This is a genomic window from Listeria monocytogenes ATCC 19117 (genome assembly GCF_000307025.1).
Classification (GTDB): domain Bacteria; phylum Bacillota; class Bacilli; order Lactobacillales; family Listeriaceae; genus Listeria; species Listeria monocytogenes_B.
The window spans coordinates 1781765-1803189 of the sequence record NC_018584.1 but is presented as its reverse complement, the minus strand read 5'-3'; the positions used below and the strand labels follow the sequence as shown (position 1 = coordinate 1803189).

Below are 21425 nucleotides of genomic sequence, written 5' to 3'. Positions count from 1 at the left end.
GTGCGCCATGAATTGGTGGAGTTATATAAAAGATAAGCGATTTTTCTTATTGTTTTTTTGTAGTATTATGTTTTTTGTAGGCGTGTTGATTTCGATCGATCCGAACAGTAAATTAACGCTTGGAAATTTCATTTATTTGTATGTTTTTGTTTTAGTCTTCTTGCTTTCCTATCTCGTGCTGGGCTATTTCTTTAAATATAATTATTGGCGTGAAATGAAGGAACTTGTTAGCGGAGAGATTGAAGAGAATATCATTGAATTACTACCAAAACCACGTACTCGCGAACAAGCCTTTTTTAATCAACTAATGGCAAAAAAACATAAAGAAGAATTACGAACTATTAGTAAGCTACAAGATAAACAGCAAGAATATCATGATTTTATTTTATATTGGGTACATGAAGTGAAAACCCCGGTTGTTGCAAGTAAAATGTTAATTAACAATCCTGATTTAAATGATACAGAAACGATTTTCAAACAAATCGATGAAGAATTAACAACAATAGATAAATTAGTTATGCAGGCACTTTATTTTTCACGTCTAGATACTTTCTCAAAAGACTATTTTATTCAGGAGCAAAATCTTGGAGTAGTAGTGCGCGAATCAGTCAAACGGCATTCTAAACTTTTCATTGGGAAGAAAATGAAGTTGGATTTGCAAAATGTGGACATGGATGTGCGTACGGATAGCAAGTGGCTTGGTTTTATTTTGGATCAAATCTTGTCCAATGCACTCAAATACACAAAAAGCAGTGGCGAAGTAAAAATTTGGTGTGATACAGAAGCATCTGAGAAGAAAGTGCTACACATAAAAGACAATGGACGTGGAATTAAGGAAGAAGATTTGCCACGTGTGTTCGAGCAAGGTTTCACGGGTAATATTGGTAGACAAGAGAAAAAAGCTACGGGTATGGGTTTATACCTAGCTAAACAAATGGCAAAGAAACTAGGTCACGAAATTTGTATTCAATCTGAAAGCGGCGTAGGAACAGAAGTGAAAATCTACTTTGAACAGAAAGATGATTACTTACTGATTGCCAAAGATTAATAAAAAGTGGTACACCAATTATGATTGGCGTATCACTTTTTTTGTAAATAAAATGGTTGACTCTATCGCTTTATCGTGGTAGAGTATTAGCAAGAAGAAGTAAAAGCGTCGAACAGAACAAGTAGAGCGTAATTCTTTAAAAGAGAGTCCTTGGTTGGTGTGAAAGGATAAAGATAGCGTTATCGAACACATCTCGGAGCTGGTTTGCTGAAGCATAAGTGAGTAGGTGAACTCGGGTTAAGCCCGTTATAGCTTGTTAGTCTCGAACTAACAGAGGTTGGTACTGCGAAGTATCAGCAAATTGAGGTGGAACCACGTGAATATTATTCTCGTCCTCTTGGCCAATTAGCGCCAAGTGCGACGGGATTTTTTTATGTTAAAAAAGGAGCGAAGAATGATGGATTATATCATGGAGATTTTACCAGCATTACTTGATGGGGCAAAAACAACACTGCTCGTTTTTGCAGTTACGTTAGTTTGTTCGATACCACTCGGGGCGGTTGTGGCAGTCGGAAATATTAGCAAAATAGCCCCACTTAAATTTATTTTAAATATTTACATTTGGATTATGCGAGGCACGCCATTACTTTTACAATTAATTTTTATTTATTATGGCTTACCGATTATCGGGGTTGTTTTTGACCGAATGGATGCCGTTTTTATTGCTTTTATTTTAAATTATGCAGCTTATTTTGCAGAGATTTTCCGCGGGGGATTTCTTTCCATCGAAAATGGGCAATATGAGAGCGCCAAGGTTTTAGGTCTTACTTACGGCCAGACACTGCGGAAAATTGTCTTACCACAAGTTGTCAAACGTGTCTTACCAGCAATTGGGAATGAAGTTATTAACTTAGTAAAAGACTCTTCTTTAGTATATATTCTTGGAATTGGCGACTTACTAAGAGCCGGGAAAATTGCTATGAGTAGGGATGTTACACTGATTCCACTCGTATTAGTAGCTGCAATCTACTTAGCTTTAACGGCTATTCTAACCATATTATTTAAACAACTCGAAAAACGTTTTAGTTATTATAAATGAGGTGAAGAAAATGTTAGAAATTAAGAATCTATCGAAAAAATTTGATCAAAAAACAATTTTAGATAATGTGAATATTTCTCTTCAAGATGGTGAAATTCTCTCAATTGTTGGTCCATCAGGTGGTGGGAAAACAACTTTACTGCGCTGTATTAGTGGACTGGAAAAAATGGATACAGGTGAAATTTTTATTGACGAGGAAAAAATTGATCCAATGTCGAGAAAAGATGTGGAAAATACGATTGGTGTTGTTTTCCAAGAATTCCACTTATTTCCGCATTTAAGTGTTTTAGATAACTTGATTTTAGCACCGACCCTTGCTCGAAAAACAAAGAAAGCAGATGCCGTTAAAGAAGCAGAACGATTACTTGGCTTACTTGATTTAGCCGATAAAGCAAATAGTATGCCGTACCAATTATCAGGCGGACAAAAACAACGGGTCGCGATTGCCAGAGCGCTTGCGATGAATCCCAAAGTGCTGCTATTTGATGAACCGACATCCGCTTTAGATCCTGACTTGCGCGATCATGTTGCAGCATTAATTTTAAGTTTGAAAAAGGTTGGTATTACGCAAATTATCGTTACACATGATCACACTTTTGCCGAAAAAGTAGCGGATCAAATGATGGAAGTAGAACCATTAAAAAAGGAGGCAATCTAACATGAAAAAAGGATTATTAATAACTGTAATGTTAATGGTAATGTTAGCGCTGGGAGCTTGTTCCAGCGGTGAATCTAAAGAGGACCAGTGGAGTAGAATTAAAAAAGATAAAGAAGTTGTAATTGGTTTAGATGATAGTTTTGTACCGATGGGATTTCGTGATAAAGACGATAACTTAGTTGGCTTTGATATTGATTTGGCGAAAGCTGTATTTGCAGAATATGGCATTAAAGCAAAATTCACACCGATTGACTGGACGATGAAAGAATCTGAACTGAAAAACGGCTCGATTGATTTAATTTGGAATGGATATACTGTGACGGATGCGAGGAAAAAACAAGTCGCTTTTAGTCAGCCTTACATGAAAAATGAACAAGTATTAGTCACTTTAAAATCAAGCAATATTAATCAATTTAGCGACATGAAGAATAAAACGCTCGGAGCACAAAATGGGGCAAGTTCGATCGATGACATGGCGAAAAAACCAGAAGTGCTAACAGACATTATAAATAATAACGAACCAGAATTATACGATACGTTTGATACAGCTTTTATTGATTTGAATAACAAACGAATCGATGGTTTAATCATTGATGAAGTGTACGCGCGTTATTACATTGATAAACAAAAAAATAAAGACGATTACAACACTATAACAGGCGGTTTTGATGCCACAGATTTTGCTGTAGGAATGCGCAAAAGTGATAAAGAACTGCAAACAAAAATCAATGAAGCTTTTGAAAAATTATACAAAGAAGGAAAAATGCAAGAAATTAGTAAAAAATGGTTCGGTGATGACGAAATCGCTAAGCAATAGTGCGATTGACAGTAGGTTTAAGTTCCTATACAATTTGAATTATAAATGTCGCAGCCGAATATCCGACCGTGCCAGACAGAAGGGATGATTTTTGTTGAATAAAGAATTGATTGTTCGCGGAGCTCCGCAAGAATATTTATGCCAAGTAGGCGCGTGGGATACATTACCTACTCACCTAGAACGCCGCGGTTTGAAAAATGTATTAGTAGTTCGTGGAAATGCTTCTTGGGAAGTCGCTAAAAAGAAATTCCCTGTTTTATCAACTGTTACATCTACTTTTGAAGTATATAATGGTGGTTCTACCTACGAGGAGCGCGATCGTCTGGTGGCAATCATGGAAACAAATAAGATGGATGCGATTATCGCAGTAGGTGGCGGAAAAATAGCTGACGTATGTAAAGCGACAGCAGCAGTTCTACGTTTACCAGTCATTATCTTACCGACACTTGCATCAACTTGTGCCGCTTATACGCCACTTAGTGTGATGTACGACGAAGAGGGCGCTATGATTCGTTACGATGTGTTTGCGAGTAGTAATGCGCTGTTATTAATTGATCCGGAAATGATTTTAGACTCACCGAAAGAGTTACTAGTTGCTGGAATTGGCGATACGTTAGCCAAATGGTACGAAGCAGACGTGATTATTAATTCCTTACCAACTAAATCAGTCGAAATTGAAATCGCGCATTTTGCTGCCAAAATGTGCCGTGATAACTTGTTGCAATATAGCGAAGAAGCACTTGCTGCCATGGACAAACAAGTATTGAATGAAGCGTTTGTTAAAATTATTGAGACGAATATTTTAGTTGGTGGAATGGTCGGTGGTTTTGGCGATGATTATGGACGTTGTGCAGGAGCGCATTCGATTCATGACGCGCTAACGATGGTTCCAGAAACACATCACTTATTGCATGGTAATAAAGTAGCTTATGGTATTTTAGTTCAATTAGTAATAGAAAATAGATGGGATGAAATCGAGCGTTTGTTGCCATTTTATTCTGAGCTCGGTCTTCCGATGAGTTTATATGATATGGGACTTGCGACACTTGCGGAAGAAACGCTTGTGGCCGTATCTAAACGTGCAACGGAGCCACATGAAACAATCCATATGATGCCCGGTGAAATGACAGCTGATGTAGTATTAAATGCGATGAAACAGTTAGAAGATAGTATGGCAATGAAACGAGTGGCTAAGTAAAAATGATTATTCGGAAAGAACAACCACAAGATTACGAGGCCATTCGTCGTGTGAATGAGGAAGCTTTTAAGGGTACTGTGGAAGCAGACTTGATTGAAAGTATCCGGACATCCGATTATTATCAACCAGGTTTATCCCTTGTCGCAGAAGCGGAGGATGGACTTATTGTTGGGTACATTATGTTTAGTGAGATTTCGCTTGAAGCAGCCGGACGAAGCAGATTTATTTTAGCACTTGCGCCACTTGCTGTTTTACCTGCGTATCAAGGGACGCGAGTTGGCTCGAGATTAATGGAAGAAGGAATCCGTTTATCACGCGAAAAAGCATATCCGGCCATTGCTGTGCTTGGACATGCTGATTATTATCCGCGATTTGGCTTTATTCCTTCTGAGCAGTTTGCTATTCCTGCGCCATTTGATGTGCCTGCTGAATACTTTATGTTATTAGAATTATATGATGGTAGTTTAGAAAATTTAGCTGGAACTATCCATTATCCAGCTGCATTTTCTGAAAATAATTAATTCGAAAAGAACGAAATAATAAACGAACGGAACAAATTCTCGGAAGGGGATAGGTTCCGTTTTTTTGTCGTAATAATCCCGACCGAACGCCGCAATTCTTTATCACGCAAAGCGATACTTTTCGTTTCCTTAAAAATCGCTCCATCTAAAATCATTTCTGGCAAAATGCTAATACCAAGACCTGCTCCGACAAGTCCTTGAATTGTATAAAAATCTCTACTTTGAAATGCTATTTGTGGCTCAAATCCTTTTTTATTGGCAGCTTTTGTTACGATTTTATATAAATCAAAGTCTTCTGGATAAAGTACGAACTTTTCGGAAGCGAGCTCTTTTAGTGAAACGGTGAAGTTTTCAGCAAGTGGATGGGTTTTAGGGACAATTAGCTTCAATTTTTCATCAAAAAAACGAATGGCTTCAATTTGTTCGCTAGATTCTGGGACGGGCGATAAAAAAGTCATATCAAGGACGCCGCTTAAGAGCATCTCGGTAAGTTCTTCATTGGTGCCTTCCATAAACTGGTAGGTAATTTGCGGATATTTTTCCCGAAAGGTCGAAATAACGGATGGCAACACTTTGGTAGACAGGGAGTTCGGTAAGCCGACGCGAACAGTTCCTTTTGCGGGATCAGTATATTCGGTCACGAGTGCTTCGGCTTTTTGTAGTTCATTTAAGGCGATTGCTGCTTGTTTTAAGAAATCTTGACCAACGCTGGTGAGTTGCATATTTCTTCCAACACGGTCAAATAAATGCACGCCGAGTTCTTCTTCGAGTTTCGTTATCTGTCTACTAACGGCAGATTGGGCTACGTGTAAATTCTCACTAGCTTTGGTCATATGCTCGACACGGGCTACTTCCATAAAATACTTTAATTGTCGTAGTTCCATTTCTTACCTCCAATTGTTCTCGAAATGAGATTGTTTTATTCTATTATATATATTGTTTCGATAAATGAAAAGGAATAAAATAGATACTACAAGAAATGTAAGGTAAGCTGAATCGCTGGTTAATTATCAGTTAATTTAAATAATTACCAGAAAGACTTAGAAGGATTCGGTTTTTGAAGAGGAGGAACTAGGATGAAACAAACTAATTTACCAAAAAAACACGGCCTATACAACCCAGAAAATGAGCACGATGCTTGTGGAATTGGCTTCGTAGCAAATATTAAAAAGATTTCTTCTCATAAAATTGTCGAACAAGGTATTCATATGCTTTGTCAATTAAAGCACCGCGGTGGAGAAGTTGGTGGGGATACGGGTGATGGCGCTGGTATTTTACTTGAGATTTCAGACTCTTTCTTCCGACGCGAGTGTAGCAAACTAGGTATTAATTTGCCTGAAAAATATCATTATGCGGTTGGGATGTTTAATTTCCCTCAAAATAAAACAGAACGCGAATGTTTAATGGCCGAAACGGAAAAACTGATTGCGAGTGAAGGTCAAACATTCCTTGGTTGGCGCAAATTACCAACTGATGTAACAAAGGTGGGTGCCGGTGCAAGAAAAACAGAACCAGCGATTTATCAGCTATTCATTCAAAAAAATGCCAAGTTAGACGAAGCTGGGTTTGAACGAGCACTTTATTTAATTAGAAAGCAAATCGAAAAATTTGCTGCGACTTCTAAGCAAATTACAGAGACTTTCTACGTTCCAAGTTTATCCACAAGAACGGTTATTTTTAAAGGAATGTTACTACCAGAACAAATTAATCAATACTATTTAGATTTAGCAGATCCAGCATATGTATCGGCTTTTGCGCTAGTGCATTCTCGTTTTTCGACGAATACTTTTCCTAGTTGGGAGCGGGCGCATCCGTATCGATATTTAATTCATAACGGTGAAATTAATACGCAACGTGGTAATGTCAACTGGATGAAAGCTCGGGAAAAAAGAGCAGAATCTGATTTACTTGGAGAAGATTTAGCCAAATTGCTACCAATTATTGACGAAAGTGGTAGTGATTCGGCTACTTTGGATAATGCCTTAGAATTTTTAGTGCAGGCAGGCCGTTCGTTACCTCATGCGGCAATGATGCTTATTCCAGAACCATGGGATAAAAATCCGCATATGACGGATCCGAAACGTGCTTTTTACGAATATCATAGTACATTAATGGAGCCGTGGGATGGGCCGACATCCATTTCCTTTACGAATGGTCGAGTTATTGGGACGATTTTGGATAGAAATGGCTTACGTCCGGCGCGTTATTATGAAACGAAAGACCATACGATTATTTATTCTTCGGAAACGGGTGTTGTGCCAGTGGATCCGAGTGAAATTATTCGCAAAGAAACGGTTGGCGCGGGAACGATGTTGTTAATTGATTTAGAAGAAGGACGAATTGTGACGGATGCTGAATTAAAAGAAGAACTAACAACGGAAAAACCGTACCGTGAATGGTTGGAAGCAGAAATGACAGAAATTGCCGATTTAGCAACAGCCGATTTACATTATGAAGCAATGGATAAATCAGAACGTTTTAAAAAACAACGCGCATTTGGTTACACTCAAGATGAGTTAAATAAAATTTTGATTCCGATGGTAACAGAGAAAAAAGATCCAATGGGCGCAATGGGTTATGACGCACCACTTGCTGTTTTAAGCCAACGACCACAAGTGTTATTTAATTACTTTAAACAACTTTTTGCGCAAGTAACCAACCCTCCGATTGATGGGATTCGCGAAGAAACGGTAACTTCTGCGATGACACTACTTGGTGATGAAGGTAATATTCTAAATCCAACTGCTCAAAATGCTAACCGGATTCGCCTGAAAACACCAATTTTATCTCGAAAAGAATTTGCGGCACTTGAGCAACAAACAAAATTTGCCCAACCGACTGTCACTTTACCAATTTTATTTAAGGCAGAGGAAAGAGATGGTTTAGAAGCTCGCTTAGAATCATTATTTGTAGAAGCAGATGAAAAAATCGCAGCTGGGGCAGAATTGCTCATTTTATCAGATGATGGGGTAAATGCGGATTGGATTGGCATTCCTTCTCTCTTAGCTGTCAGTGGATTACATCATCATTTAGTTAAAGCTGGGACGCGTACACAAGTGAGTATTGTTGTGAAAACAGCGGAAGCGAGAGATGTCCATCAATGTGCGCTCTTAATTGGTTACGGGGCAGACGCGGTATTTCCAAGTCTTGCTATCGATACGTTTGACGGCTTGATTAAAGAAGGACGGATGAAAGGATTTACACTTGATGAGGCGGAAAGTCGTTATATTGAAGCAATTACAGATGGAATTCTAAAAATCATGTCCAAAATGGGGATATCTACGGTGCAAAGTTACCGTGGTGCCCAGATTTTTGAAGCAATCGGTATTGGTGATGATGTAATTAAACATTATTTCCCGGGAACAGCCTCGCAAATTGGCGGGATTCCACTGGAAGTTATCGCGCAAGAAGCTTGGCTCCGTCATCGCGAAGCCTATCATGATATCGGCTACCAGAGTTTCACGCTTAATACAGGCGGGGAATATCAGTGGCGCTCAAACGGAGAATATCATGTCTACAATCCACTAGCGATTCATTCTTTGCAACAAGCTACTCGAGAAAATGACCGTGAAACGTATAATCTTTATTCAGATTTAATGCAAAATCAAAATAATGCCTTTTTAAGAGGATTACTCACTTTTACAAGTGATCGCAAGCCGATTCCACTGGACGAAGTAGAGCCGGCCGAAGCCATTTTTAAACGATTTAAGTCTGGCGCGATGTCTTATGGTTCGATTAGTCAAGAAGCTCATGAAGCGCTTGCTATCGCAATGAACCGTATCGGCGGGAAAAGTAATAGTGGGGAAGGCGGCGAAAACCCGAACCGATTTACCCCGGACGAAAATGGCGATTGGCGTAGAAGTGCTATCAAACAAATTGCATCTGGTCGTTTTGGTGTAACAAGCCATTACTTGGTCAATGCAGAGGAACTGCAAATCAAGATGGCTCAAGGAGCGAAACCTGGTGAAGGTGGACACTTGCCTGGAAATAAAGTCTATCCATGGATTTCGAAAACGCGTGGTTCAACAACTGGTGTAGGATTGATTTCACCACCGCCACATCATGATATTTACTCGATTGAAGATTTGTCTCAATTGATTTTCGATTTAAAAAATGCAAATCAAAATGCACGTATCAATGTGAAACTAGTTTCGAAAACTGGTATTGGTACGATTGCTGCTGGCGTAGCGAAGGGGAATGCCGACGTTATTTTAGTAAGCGGTTATGAAGGCGGAACTGGTGCGGCGGCAAGAACAAGTATCCGTCACGCGGGAGTGCCGTGGGAAATCGGCTTAGCTGAAACACACCAAACGCTCTTGCTAAATGGACTTAGAAACAAAGTCGTTGTCGAAACAGATGGCAAACTAATGACAGGAAAAGACGTTCTGGTTGCCGCTATGCTCGGCGCGGAAGAATTTGGTTTTGCAACGGCACCACTCGTAACACTTGGTTGCGTCATGATGCGGGTTTGTCACTTGGATACATGTCCAGTAGGTGTAGCGACACAAAATCCTGAGCTGCGGAAAAAATTCAGTGGTTCGGCAGATTATGTTGTGAACTTCTTCCATTTTATCGTTGCTGAAATGCGCGAAATGATGGCGGAACTTGGCTTTAGAAGTTTAACAGAAATCATTGGACATAAAGAATTTTTAACTACTCACGAGAAAAAAGAAGCACATTGGAAAGCAAAATATATCGACTTTTCGAATATGCTTTATAGTGATGATTTTTATAAAAACCAAGTCCAATATTGCACAAAACAACAAGACCACAAAATCGACCAAACGCTTGATATGCGCGAACTTGTGCCATTAATTCAGCCGGCACTAGAAAACGGTGAAAAAGTAACTGGAACTTTCGCTGTACGAAATGTTGACCGCGCGATTGGAACGATTGCTGGCTCCTTTATTAGCAAAAAATATGGTGCAGAAGGATTACCGGAAGATACCATTTCACTTGATTTTGTTGGTTCAGCTGGACAAAGCTTCGGTGCTTATACGCCACTTGGCATGACGCTCCGAATTCACGGTGACGCCAATGATTACTTCGGAAAAGGACTTTCTGGTGGCAAATTGATTGTTAGTCCAGATGCTAAAACACCTATTAAACCGCATGATTCCGCGATTGTCGGGAATGTAACGCTTTACGGTGCAACTGGTGGTTATGCCTATATGCACGGAAAAGCAGGTGCACGTTTCGCTGTTCGGAATAGTGGTGCGACAGCTGTTGTGGAAGGCATCGGTGACAATGGTTGTGAATATATGACAGGCGGTGCAGTAGTTGTTCTCGGTGAAATTGGTGAGAACTTTGCGGCTGGAATGTCTGGTGGAGTTGCTTATCTTTATACAAACAATAAACAAGCGACGACAGCCAAAATCAATCATGAACTCGTAAACAGCCGTTCTACTTTAAATACTTCCGAATTAACTAAATTAAAACAGCTGATTGAACAACACGCAAACCTTACAGGAAGCAATTTTGCTAAAAATATTCTGCAAAATTGGGAAGCAGAGAAAGCGAATTTTATTTTCGTCATTCCAAATGAATATGAAATGATGCTGACGAGAATCACGACGCTTGAACAAACTGGAAAAACACATGATGAAGCTGAATTACAAGCTTTTTATGAACATAAAGACGGAAAATTAGTTGCCGGAGTGGCGAAATAGAGAGGAGTGAAACCATGGGAAAAGCAACTGGATTTATGGAATATGACCGAATTCCCTCTCCAGGACGTGATCCGAAAAGCCGGACACGTGACTGGAACGAATATAGTTTACCAATGCCGGTAGCAGATTTAACATTACAAGCCGCTCGTTGCATGGATTGTGGCGTACCGTTTTGTAGTGTAGGAATGGAAATTAAAAATGGTGTTTCAGGCTGTCCGCTGCATAATTTAATTCCCGAGTGGAACGATGCCGTTTATCGGGGTGACTGGTATGAAGCCTTACAACTACTCTTAAAAACAAATAATTTTCCAGAGTTTACTGGTCGTATTTGTCCGGCACCGTGTGAAGGTGGCTGTACGGTGGCAATTTCGGAACCTGCTGTAGGGATTAAATCCATCGAAAAAGCGATTATTGACCGAGGTTTTGAAGAAGGCTGGATTAAACCGGCTCCTCCTAAAAAACGTACCGGTAAACGAATTGCTGTGATTGGGTCAGGACCGGCTGGACTTGCCTGCGCCGATCAATTAAATAAAGCTGGCCATAGCGTAACGGTCATTGAAAAAAGTGATCGCATTGGTGGCTTATTAATGTACGGTATTCCAACGATGAAACTGGAGAAAGAACAAGTAACGCGCCGAGTGAACTTGATGGCGGAAGAAGGAATCGAATTCGTCACAGGTGTTGCAGCAGGGACAGATGTTACTTTTGCAGAACTACGCGAAGAGTATGATTCTATCGTTCTTGCGACAGGAGCAGGGAATGCGCGTGATATCCCACTTGCCGGACGTGATGCAGCTGGGATTCACTTCGCTGTTCCGTATTTATCGCAAAGTACGCGTGATAATCTGGATAACGGCGGGGTACAAACACTTTCTGCTAAAGGTAAAAATGTGGTGATTATCGGTGGTGGAGATACAGGTGCTGACTGTGTGGCAACTGCGCTCAGACAAGGGGCAAAAAGTATTTATCAATTCGGTATTCAAGATAAACTACCCGAATTGCGTGATGGCGAAAACCCTTGGCCGCAATATCCACGTGTTTTCAAAATGGATTATGCGCACGAAGAAGCGGAAGCAGTGTATGGAAGAGATCCACGTGAGTACCTTATTAATACAACTTCTTTTGAAAAAGATGAAGCAGGAAATCTTATTGGACTGCATACTGTAGAAGTAGAAGAAAATAAGGCAGAAAGAAAATATACACCTGTAGAAGGTAGCGAAAAATACTTTGAAGTAGATATGGTTCTAATTGCGATTGGTTTTGCAGGAACAACCGAAGATATTTTTACAAACTTTGGTGTAGGAAAAACAGATCGTCATACGATAGATGCTGCTAAAGGATTTTACCGCACAAGCGAAGAGGGCGTATTCGCTTGCGGAGATGCGCGTCACGGTCAAAGTTTAGTTGTAACCGCGATTGCAGAAGGACGAGAAGCAGCTCGTGAAGTAGACTTTTACTTGATGGGTGAAACATTTTTACCATAATAAAAAAGAGCTTATCCTAAATGGGTAAGCTCTTTTTTGACTAATTATTTCATTCCAGAAACGTTGAAGCCTTTTAAAATGTACTTTTGGAATGTCATGAAAATCAAGATAATTGGAATAACCATGAAGGTTGCTCCGGCCATTTGTAAGGCGTAGTTGCTGCCATATTGACCTTTTAATAATTGAAGGCCAACTGATAGGGTGTAGAATTTTTCGTCGTTGGCAATGATTAACGGCCATAAGAACGAGTTCCAACCAGCGATGAAAGTAAGAATACCTTGTACCGCAAGCACAGGGCGGGAAATAGGGATAACTATCCGCCAGAAAATATAAAATTCACTAGCGCCATCAAGTCTTGCTGCTTCGAGTAAATCATCGGATATGGTGGACATAAATTGACGGAATAAGAAAATTCCGAATGCCCCAACAAGTCCTGGAAGCACAATCCCTGTCATCGTATTCGTTAATCCAGCCGCATTAAGCAGCAAGTAAACCGGAATCATTGTTACTTGTCCTGGAATCATCATTGTAGCAAGAACAAGATAAAATAACTTGTTTTTCCCTTTAAATTTAAATTTAGCAAAGCCGTAACCCGCCATCGCATTTAAAAATAAACCGAAAAACGAGAAGAACACAATGATTAACGTATTTTTTAAGTAAATAGCAAAGTCCATTTCAGTAAATAGTTTGGTGAAATTATCTAGTGTGAAAGTTTCTGGCCAAATAGTAGGTGGGATTTTTAAAATTTCAGCATCCGTTTTCAAAGAGGAGAGAACCATCCAAATGAACGGTAAAATCATAAAGAATCCGCCAACCGTTAAAATTGTAATTACGGCAATTTGAGCGCCGCGCGATTTTTGTCTATATTGATTCATTTATAAACACTCCTCTCTTAAATATCCCCATCATTATTTTTGCGCTGAATCCGGAATTGAATAATCGTGATAATAATAATCGCGATAAACAAGATGAACGATCCAGCAGCGGCATAACCAAATTTACTTAATTGGAAACCGTTTTGATAGATAAAGAGGGCAACAGAGTTCGTACTATCAAGTGGTCCACCTTCTGTCATAACGAACGGCTCCTCGAAGAATTGCAACCAACCAATCATCGTTGTAACTGTTACAAAGAAAATGGCGAAACGAAGCATTGGAACCGTAATTTTAAATAATTGTTGACGGCTATTTGCTCCGTCAAGGGAGGCTGCTTCATAATATTCACGTGGAATGCCTTGTAGTGCGGCTAAGAAAATAATCATATTTACACCGATTGCCCGCCAAACAGCTAGGATAATCAGTGATAATTTCGCAATAGTAGGGTCTTGTAACCATGGAACTGGTCCTAAGTCTAAAAACGAGAGCAAATAGTTAAGTAAACCAAAGCGCGGATTATATAAGTAACTCCAAACGACAGCTACAGCAACAACGTTTGTAATTGAAGGAGTGTAGAAGATTAAGCGGAAAAATTGGAAAATCTTCGCTTGTGAGAAGTTAATCATCAGCGCAATACCAAGCGAGCAGACGATAACAAGTGGAACGCCAATAATTACATAGAAAAGCGTGTTAAAAATAGATTTTAAAAATACCGGGTCTTGCATAATATTGACGTAATTGTCCACACCAACAAAGTTAATTTTAGAGTAATCGGCAAGCCCGACTAAATCAATGTCCGTAAAACTAATGACAAAAGCAAGCAAAATCGGAAGTAGGGAAAACAGAAGAAGTAAAAACAGTGCTGGCGATATAAACAAATAGGGTGTATTTTTATTTAAAAATTGTTTCATAACATCCAGTCCATTCTAAAAGGGCAAATGGCAGAATAAATCATTTGCCCTTTTTATTTGTTATTTTTTAAGAAGTGCTTCTACTTGATCGTTGAAAGTATCCATTTGTGTTTGTACATCTGCACCACCACGATAAATTTGTTCCCAAGATTTTCCATATAATTGAGCGATTTCCTCAAATTGTGGGATAAGTGGCATTGGTTCAGCTGTTTTCATTTGTTCGCCGAATACTTTGTAGTAAGGGTCATTTTTCAGCATATCATCTTCCCAAGCATCCATACGAGCTGGCATGGAGTTTGTATCTTTTAACCAAGATAATTGCACATCAGGTTGACTCATGTAGTCCATGAATTTTAGAGCATCATCTTTCTTATCACTATATTTGAAAATGGAAAGGTTAGCGCCACCAAGGCTTGATTCGTTATTTTCTTTTTTAGGTAATACTGCAGTAGCCCATTTTCCGTCAATGTCAGGGGCAGTGTCTTTCAGTGTATTAACCATCCAAGGACCACTCATGAACATTGGCACAATACCGTCGCCGCCGAAGCTTTGAGAAGCATCTAAACCAAGATCAGTATCTGGAGCGGAACCATTTTTAATGAAACTATCTAAATAACTAACAGTGTCTACGAAAGGTTTTTTATTGAATACTGGTTGACCATCTTTATCGAAAAGAGGGGAGCCGTTTTGACGTCCGAAAATGAAACCAGTCGTTTGTTCGTTTGGATCAATGGCAAAGCCGTACATATCTTTGCCACGTTTAGAAAGTTTAAGTGCAGCGTCGGATAGTTCATCCCATGTTTTTGGAGCTTCATTATAACCAACTTTTTTCAGTAAATCGGTACGGTAGAATAATACGCGAGTTTCTGCATACCACGGAACACCGTAAGTTTTCCCGTCAAATTGAGTAGTTTTTACTGAACCTGGGAAAAATAGATCAGAATTCATATTTTTGCTTTTTTCGACATCTTTTGTAATATCAAGTAGTGCGCCAGCTTCGACAAATTCAGGCATCCAAGTAGTTCCCATTTGGACTACATCGGGGCCAGATTTAGAAGCAACGGCTGTAAGTAATTTATCATGTGCATTTGCCCAAGGAATAACTTGAACTTTAACTTCAATGCCAGTATCTTTCGTGAATTTTTGTGCGAGTTCTTTTAGTGACTTGGCTTCATCACCCATTGCCCAAACATTTAATACTTTAGAATCGCCGGAATTTGCATCATCCTTTGACCCACCACACGCCATTAATACTAAACTAAGCGACAACACTAAAGCTAAAACGACAAACATCTTTTTCTTCATGATTTTTCCTCCATTTTTTGTTTTTTTCAAAGCAACTTGATTAACTAAAAGCTGTTAAAGAATAAAAACTGTTGCACGGAACTAGTGCGCCGTACGGGATGAAGCAAATTGTGAAAATTAATTCACATACACAATATTTCATAGAAACGTTTCGACAAGGTTATTATAGTATATTATGTAATCGGTTTCAAGTGAATTGCTATTTTATTTTTACTTTATAGCGTCTGAACATTGTATATCAATGGTTTTGCGGATATAAATTTTTTCTGGATAAACTTTTACGAAAACGAGATAGTATAGAAGAAAAAGAAAAAAAGGAGCGTTTCACCATGTGAATGTCGTTTTTGGTTGACTAAAGAAAAGAAAGCGCTTATACTGTTGTTATATTTGAATAGAAACGTTTCGAAAAAAGTGTTCAGGAGGTTCCTATGAAACAAGAAAAAGTACAGGATTTAGTCAATCAAATGACGTTAGATGAAAAAATCGCTCAATGTCTTCAACTTTCCCCTTTTCTTTTTAAAGGTACAAACAAAAATGCAGAACTAACAGGGCCGCTTCTTCAAGAAATGAAATTGACGGATGCGCATACGGAAAATGCGGGTTCGGTGCTTGGATCAAGCTCGGCGCTTGATATGATTGGTATTCAGGAAGCTTATTTAAAAACGAATCGATTAGGAATTCCGCTTGTTTTTATGGCGGATGTCATACACGGGTATAAAACGGTATTTCCTATTCCGCTTGCACTTGGTTGTTCTTTTGACCGGGAGACTGTTCGAGTGATGGCAGAAGTTTCGGCGCTCGAAGCAACGGCAGATGGGCATCATGTCACTTTTTCACCAATGCTTGATTTAGTACGGGACCCTCGGTGGGGACGTGTGATGGAATCAACTGGTGAGGATCCATTTTTAAATAGTGAACTTGGAAAGGCAATGGTAGATGGTTACCAAGGCGATGCGAGTAAACTACATGAAAACTTGGAGCAAATGGCGGCATGTGTCAAACATTTTGCGGCATACGGGGCTGCGGAGGCTGGGCTGGAATACAACACAGTTAATATGTCTACGCGCGAACTTTATCAAAATTATTTACCAGCTTATAATGCCGCAATACAAGCTGGAGCTAAATTAGTCATGACTGCTTTTAACGTGGTAGACGGGATTCCGGCAACAATGAACAAATGGCTTAACCGAGATGTTCTACGAGACGAAATGGGTTTTGACGGTGTACTTATTTCTGACTGGGGCGCTGTTGCCGAAGTAATTAATCACGGAACAGCCAGAAATCCTAAAGAAGCCGCACAGTTTTCGATGGAAGCAGGCGTTGATTTAGAAATGATGACGACTTGTTATATCCATGAATTAAAAGGTTTAATTGAAGAAGGCAAATTATCCGAAAGCCTTTTAGATGAAGCAGTACTTCGGATGTTAACTTTAAAAAATGATTTAGGGCTATTTGAAGATCCCTATCGCGGATTAAAAAATAACGACCGCACAAAAGATATTTTAACCGATGATAGCCGCGGGAAAGCTCGGGCAGCAGGTATTGAATCTGCTGTGTTATTAGAAAATAAAAACCGATTACTTCCACTGGCTAAAGAAGCAAAAATTGCCTTGGTTGGTCCACTTGCAACGTCGCCTGATATTCTCGGTGGTTGGAATGTATACGGTGAAGAAAAAGATGGCATCAATGTTGAAACAGGTTTGCGTGAAGTATTTGAAACGGTCGAAGTCGTTTCAACGGAGTACACTGAATTGTCGGAAGAAGACAAAGTGGCAGTGAAAGCGGCAGTAGAGAACATGGATGTTGTCGTGCTTGCCCTAGGTGAAAAAAATGAATGGGGCGGGGAAGCAGGAAGTCTTGCTACTATACGCTTGCCGGAAGCACAATATGAATTAGCGAAATTCGTCCAAACATTAGGAAAACCAGTTGTTATTACATTATTTAATGGTAGACCGCTCGAAGTGAAAGAGTTAGCAGAATCTAGTGATGCTCTTCTTGAATTATGGTTCCCAGGGACAGAAGCAGGCCGTGTCACTGCAGATTTATTAAGTGGTGCAAGTAATCCTTCGGGGAAATTATCCATGTCATTCCCGCAAACAACTGGTCAAATTCCGGTTTATTATAATCATTTACGCACTGGACGACCACAAACACCGGAAAATAAAGGCGAACGCTATGTGTCGCATTATCTTGATATTCCAAATGAACCATTTTATCCATTTGGTTACGGAAAAAGCTATAGCAAATTCGAGTTAAAAACAAGCAGTCTTCCGAAAGAACTAAATCTAGGTGAATCACTACATGTGGAAGTAACCATTAAAAACATTAGTGATATTGCTGGAAAAGAAGTAATCCAAGTTTATTTACAAGATGTGACAGCGAGCATTTCACGACCAGTCAAAGAATTAAAAGCTTTTGAAAAAGTAGCGCTTCAAGCTGGCGAAGAAAAAACAGTTAGATTTGAATTAACAAGCGAGGCATTTTCATTCTATAACCAGCAGCTTGAAAAAGTGCAGGAACCGGGACTTCACCGAGTTTTTGTTGGGACTAGTAGTGAAGATGTAGACGTTTTTGAAGTGGAAGTGGGTGGATATGTGTGACAATGTTAAAAGAAATTAAAAAAGCGGATTTATCAGCCGCATTTTATCCGAGCGGAGAGCTTGCTTGGTTAAAATGGAAAGATATTATGTTAAATCAAGTGATTCAAAATCCATTAGAAAACCGCTTGTCGCAAATATATGTACGCGCGCATTTAGGAGATAAAATAGAAATTTATCCACTACTTAGCAGAGATGCGGAAGTTGGTTTTAACGAAAATGGCGTGGAGTATCGCGGTGTAGTTGGACCGTTTCGTTATAGTGTGCAAATGCATTTTCATACGCGCGGTTGGTTTTATGATGTCTCAGTGGATGGGGATCTTGAGTTTGATTTTGTTTACTTACAAGACTTGGGGCTTGCAGAACAAGCAGCAGTGAGAACAAATGAAGCTTATATGTCGCAATATATTGATTATCATGTGACAGAAGGCGCGACTGGTTTCACGGTTCAAGCCCGCCAAAATCAACCACAAAGTGAGCGTTTCCCAGCAGTTCAAATTGGAGCATTAACGAAAATTGTTGGGTATGCAACAGATGGTTTTGATATTTATGGAACAAATTATAAACTGACTAGCGAACTAGCGAACCTTAAGGAAAAATCATTGCCAAACCGAGTCTACCAATATGAATTCGCTCAAATATCCTTACAAACAGAGCTATTTACTAATCACGGTGAAACAAGCTTTTACGGGTATGCAACAGAAAATCAACCAAAAGCATCTGGAGCACCAATCGAAAACTTAGCAGAACTAAAAAGTAATATTTCAGGGCAATCTTACCAAACAAGTACTAAAGCTACACTAAACAAACACATAGGAACACCGATTATCGGTGAAACAATTTCTGACAACTGGCTTCAAGAGAACTTCCCAGACCGAATTCAAGAAGAGCAACAAAACGGCGATCTACTTTCCTTTTTCACACCAAATTATGCCCATGTTGTGATGCGTGAAAAAGAAGCAGAATTAGAACGCCCGCATGGCAGTATTTTGCTTGATAAAGTGGATGTTTTAAATCCAGAAGCGACACTTTCGGCAACAACGTACATGTATGGGGCATTTTTATCACAATTAGTTGCTGGAAATACGAATATGAACAAATGGAATAGCCATGCGCGTAATCCGCTTAATATTCTTCAAACAAGTGGATTAAGAATTTATATCGAATTAGATTCCGAACTTCGACTACTCGGTGTGCCGTCTGTCTGGGAAACTAGTACAAATTACTCGACTTGGTATTATCAGTGGAATGACGACCTAATTACGGTAAAAACCACATTAACAGCTGAAAGTAAAGAGGCATTCGTCACTGTTCATTCGGAAAAAGGTCGCTCATATAAATTAGTCTTAACAAATCAAGTAACTATGGGGACAAATGAATACGATACTACCGTGAAAAAAGAAGTTAAAGAAGGAATCGTCACTTATTTCCCTGCAGAAGACTCGCCGATTTTAGAAACCTATCCGGCGCTTCAATTCCGCGTAGATGGAACTTATAACGAACTGACTGACGAACGTTATTTTGCAAAAGAATATGTGGGAACAGCAGGTTTGGATGTGTTTGTTTTTGAACCAAGTGATAAAGCGACTTTCCACGTTCAAGCAAAACTCACTGATGAATTTTCTGAACCAACGGAGGATTTAGAAGCAAATAACAAAGTAATTCGCGCTAGCTATGACGAATTAACTGCGCAGTTCCATTTAAATCATCAAAGTACAACAGCGGAGAAACTGAACTTAACGGTTTATTGGTACGCGCACCAAATGTTAGTTCACTATGCTTCACCACATGGGTTAGAACAGTACAGCGGGGCGGCCTGGGGTACGCGTGATGTGAGCCAAGGTCCATTTGAATTTTTCCTTGCAACAGGCAATAAAGCTGTTTTACGTAAGCTAGTGTTGACGATTTTTTCTCATCAATATCAAGATACTGGGGATTGGCCACAATGGTTTATGTTTGATAAATATACATCGATTCAGCAAGAAGAAAGCCATGGCGATGTTATTGTTTGGCCTCTGAAAATTATTGGTGATTACATGGAAATGAGCGGGGATACAGGGATTTTAGAAGAAGCTATTCCTTTTGTTGATCGCGAATCGAAAACCTTTACGAAAGAGCAAGGAACTCTTCTTGAACACATCGAACTTGCAGTAGAAACGATTGAAGCCCGCTTTATGAAAGGAACGGCTCTTTCTAATTACGGCGATGGTGACTGGGATGACACACTTCAACCAGCTAATGCCCAGCTGAAGAAAAACATGGTGTCCAGCTGGACGGTCGCGCTAACATATCAAACATTTAAACGTTTAGCTGCATTTTTGCCAGTAGGTGAGAAATACGAAACATTAGCAAACAATGTTCAAGCGGACTTTGCGAAATATATGACAAATGATACTGATGTTATTCCAGGTTTCCTATATTTAGAAGAAGGAAAAGCACCTGTATGGATGATTCACCCAGAAGACAAAGATACGAATATTAAATATCGCTTAATACCACTGACGAGAAGTGTAATTTCTGAATTAGTCGATAAAAAGCAAGCCAGTCGCAATTTTGAAATTATTGGTGAGCATCTACTTCATCCTGATGGCGTAAGATTAATGAGTGAGCCAGCGCATTATGCTGGTGGTGTAAGTACTCATTTTAAACGGGCAGAGCAAGCAGCCAATTTTGGTCGAGAAGTCGGTTTGCAATATGTGCACGCGCATATTCGTTATATTGAAGCTTTAGCAAAAATTGGCGATAAATCCGCTTGGCATATGCTGGATGTTATTAATCCAATCAACATAAAAGAAGTTGTCCCAAATGCGGCACTTCGTCAAAGTAATACTTATTTCAGTAGTTCTGATGCAGCGTTTTTAGATCGCTATCAGGCGCAAAATGAGTTTAGTCGTGTAAAAGAAGGTAGTATTCCTGTGAAAGGCGGCTGGCGGATTTATTCTAGTGGCCCAGGAATCTATTTACATCAATTAATAAGTTCTGTTCTTGGTATTCGCCAAACGGAAGATGCGCTTATTTTTGATCCAATTTTACCTGAAGAATTAGATGGATTAGAATGTCATATTGAACTAGATAATTATCCGCTTGATCTTACTTTCGAAAGTGCGGATGAGGGTTCTATTGTCGTGAATGGTGAAAAACAACCAGTTGAAAATGAAGCGAATTTGTACCGAACTGGCGCACTCGTTTTACCGAAAAAGAATTTAACGACAAAATGTTCACAAATCACGATTAAATTTTCAAAAAATAACCGTCTCTAAGGTTGTTTTGTGTATAATAAAAGAAAACAGAAAAGGATGCGAT

14 protein-coding genes and 1 other annotated feature are annotated in these 21425 nt (G+C 39.5%); of the genes, 10 read left to right on the top strand and 4 right to left on the bottom strand.

Annotated features, from left to right (window positions below):
* Positions 1-7: 7 nt before the first annotated feature.
* From LMOATCC19117_RS08910 to LMOATCC19117_RS08885, 6 genes are all read left to right on the top strand, one after another.
* The gene (locus tag LMOATCC19117_RS08910) at positions 8-1048 is read left to right on the top strand and encodes a sensor histidine kinase (RefSeq protein ID WP_003725519.1); all 1041 of its coding nucleotides are present in this window, start codon (positions 8-10) and stop codon (positions 1046-1048) included.
* A 99-nt stretch (positions 1049-1147) separates the two neighbouring features.
* Positions 1148-1388 (top strand) — a binding site (T-box leader).
* A gap of 57 nt (positions 1389-1445) precedes the next feature.
* Positions 1446-2087: an amino acid ABC transporter permease gene (locus LMOATCC19117_RS08905; RefSeq protein ID WP_003742371.1), complete on the top strand. Its 642-nt coding sequence runs from the start codon at positions 1446-1448 to the stop codon at positions 2085-2087.
* A gap of 10 nt (positions 2088-2097) precedes the next feature.
* A complete protein-coding gene (locus tag LMOATCC19117_RS08900; protein ID WP_003725518.1) occupies positions 2098-2745 on the top strand; it encodes an amino acid ABC transporter ATP-binding protein in 648 nt (215 codons plus the stop codon).
* A 1-nt stretch (position 2746) separates the two neighbouring features.
* The gene (locus LMOATCC19117_RS08895; RefSeq protein ID WP_003734644.1) at positions 2747-3562 is read left to right on the top strand and encodes an amino acid ABC transporter substrate-binding protein; all 816 of its coding nucleotides are present in this window, start codon (positions 2747-2749) and stop codon (positions 3560-3562) included.
* 91 nt (positions 3563-3653) lie between these two features.
* Positions 3654-4760 (top strand): iron-containing alcohol dehydrogenase family protein, encoded by a 1107-nt coding sequence (locus LMOATCC19117_RS08890; RefSeq protein WP_003725516.1) that lies wholly within the window; start codon positions 3654-3656, stop codon positions 4758-4760.
* A gap of 2 nt (positions 4761-4762) precedes the next feature.
* Positions 4763-5281 carry a GNAT family N-acetyltransferase gene (locus tag LMOATCC19117_RS08885; protein ID WP_003725515.1) on the top strand — a complete coding sequence of 173 codons (519 nt, stop codon included), beginning with the start codon at positions 4763-4765 and terminating at the stop codon, positions 5279-5281.
* Here LMOATCC19117_RS08885 and LMOATCC19117_RS08880 read toward each other — a convergent pair.
* On the bottom strand, positions 5278-6165 hold the full coding sequence (locus LMOATCC19117_RS08880) for a LysR family transcriptional regulator (RefSeq protein ID WP_003722212.1): 888 nt from the start codon (positions 6163-6165) through the stop codon (positions 5278-5280). The two genes, LMOATCC19117_RS08885 and LMOATCC19117_RS08880, sit on opposite strands and share 4 nt — an antisense overlap.
* Before the next feature lie 192 nt (positions 6166-6357).
* On the opposite strand from LMOATCC19117_RS08880, the gene gltB reads away from it, so the two are divergent.
* Both gltB and LMOATCC19117_RS08870 read left to right on the top strand, forming a co-directional pair.
* The gene (gene gltB, locus LMOATCC19117_RS08875) at positions 6358-10950 is read left to right on the top strand and encodes a glutamate synthase large subunit (protein WP_003734645.1); all 4593 of its coding nucleotides are present in this window, start codon (positions 6358-6360) and stop codon (positions 10948-10950) included.
* A 14-nt stretch (positions 10951-10964) separates the two neighbouring features.
* The gene (locus LMOATCC19117_RS08870) at positions 10965-12434 is read left to right on the top strand and encodes a glutamate synthase subunit beta (protein WP_003734646.1); all 1470 of its coding nucleotides are present in this window, start codon (positions 10965-10967) and stop codon (positions 12432-12434) included.
* A 44-nt stretch (positions 12435-12478) separates the two neighbouring features.
* Here LMOATCC19117_RS08870 and LMOATCC19117_RS08865 read toward each other — a convergent pair whose 3' ends face one another.
* Genes LMOATCC19117_RS08865 through LMOATCC19117_RS08855 form a run of 3 tightly spaced genes read right to left on the bottom strand, consistent with a single transcriptional unit; the run spans position 12479 to position 15525 of the window.
* Positions 12479-13309, bottom strand: coding sequence for a carbohydrate ABC transporter permease (locus tag LMOATCC19117_RS08865; RefSeq protein WP_003722209.1), 831 nt, complete (start codon positions 13307-13309; stop codon positions 12479-12481).
* 17 nt (positions 13310-13326) lie between these two features.
* Positions 13327-14220 (bottom strand): carbohydrate ABC transporter permease, encoded by an 894-nt coding sequence (locus tag LMOATCC19117_RS08860; protein WP_003725512.1) that lies wholly within the window; start codon positions 14218-14220, stop codon positions 13327-13329.
* 60 nt (positions 14221-14280) lie between these two features.
* Positions 14281-15525 carry a sugar ABC transporter substrate-binding protein gene (locus tag LMOATCC19117_RS08855; RefSeq protein ID WP_003725511.1) on the bottom strand — a complete coding sequence of 415 codons (1245 nt, stop codon included), beginning with the start codon at positions 15523-15525 and terminating at the stop codon, positions 14281-14283.
* Positions 15526-15953: 428 nt separating this feature from the next.
* Here LMOATCC19117_RS08855 and LMOATCC19117_RS08850 point away from each other — a divergent pair, with 428 nt between their 5' ends.
* Both LMOATCC19117_RS08850 and LMOATCC19117_RS08845 read left to right on the top strand, forming a co-directional pair.
* Positions 15954-18125, top strand: a complete 2172-nt coding sequence (locus LMOATCC19117_RS08850; RefSeq protein WP_003734648.1) for a glycoside hydrolase family 3 N-terminal domain-containing protein — start codon at positions 15954-15956, stop codon at positions 18123-18125.
* Positions 18122-21382: a 1,2-beta-oligoglucan phosphorylase gene (locus tag LMOATCC19117_RS08845; RefSeq protein WP_003740589.1), complete on the top strand. Its 3261-nt coding sequence runs from the start codon at positions 18122-18124 to the stop codon at positions 21380-21382. The genes LMOATCC19117_RS08850 and LMOATCC19117_RS08845 overlap by 4 nt, the downstream gene beginning before the upstream one ends.
* Positions 21383-21425 lie beyond the last annotated feature (43 nt).

Bases quoted from the DNA above. Each gene is read 5' to 3' on its own strand.
- LMOATCC19117_RS08850 (WP_003734648.1), top strand. From the start codon at position 15,954: ATGAAACAAGAAAAAGTACAGGATTTAGTCAATCAAATGACGTTAGAT.
- LMOATCC19117_RS08885 (WP_003725515.1), top strand. From the start codon at position 4,763: ATGATTATTCGGAAAGAACAACCACAAGATTACGAGGCCATTCGTCGT.
- LMOATCC19117_RS08910 (WP_003725519.1), top strand. From the start codon at position 8: ATGAATTGGTGGAGTTATATAAAAGATAAGCGATTTTTCTTATTGTTT.
- LMOATCC19117_RS08860 (WP_003725512.1), bottom strand. From the start codon at position 14,220: ATGAAACAATTTTTAAATAAAAATACACCCTATTTGTTTATATCGCCA.
- LMOATCC19117_RS08880 (WP_003722212.1), bottom strand. From the start codon at position 6,165: ATGGAACTACGACAATTAAAGTATTTTATGGAAGTAGCCCGTGTCGAG.
- gltB (WP_003734645.1), top strand. From the start codon at position 6,358: ATGAAACAAACTAATTTACCAAAAAAACACGGCCTATACAACCCAGAA.
- LMOATCC19117_RS08870 (WP_003734646.1), top strand. From the start codon at position 10,965: ATGGGAAAAGCAACTGGATTTATGGAATATGACCGAATTCCCTCTCCA.
- LMOATCC19117_RS08895 (WP_003734644.1), top strand. From the start codon at position 2,747: ATGAAAAAAGGATTATTAATAACTGTAATGTTAATGGTAATGTTAGCG.
- LMOATCC19117_RS08865 (WP_003722209.1), bottom strand. From the start codon at position 13,309: ATGAATCAATATAGACAAAAATCGCGCGGCGCTCAAATTGCCGTAATT.
- LMOATCC19117_RS08900 (WP_003725518.1), top strand. From the start codon at position 2,098: ATGTTAGAAATTAAGAATCTATCGAAAAAATTTGATCAAAAAACAATT.
- LMOATCC19117_RS08905 (WP_003742371.1), top strand. From the start codon at position 1,446: ATGGATTATATCATGGAGATTTTACCAGCATTACTTGATGGGGCAAAA.
- LMOATCC19117_RS08855 (WP_003725511.1), bottom strand. From the start codon at position 15,525: ATGAAGAAAAAGATGTTTGTCGTTTTAGCTTTAGTGTTGTCGCTTAGT.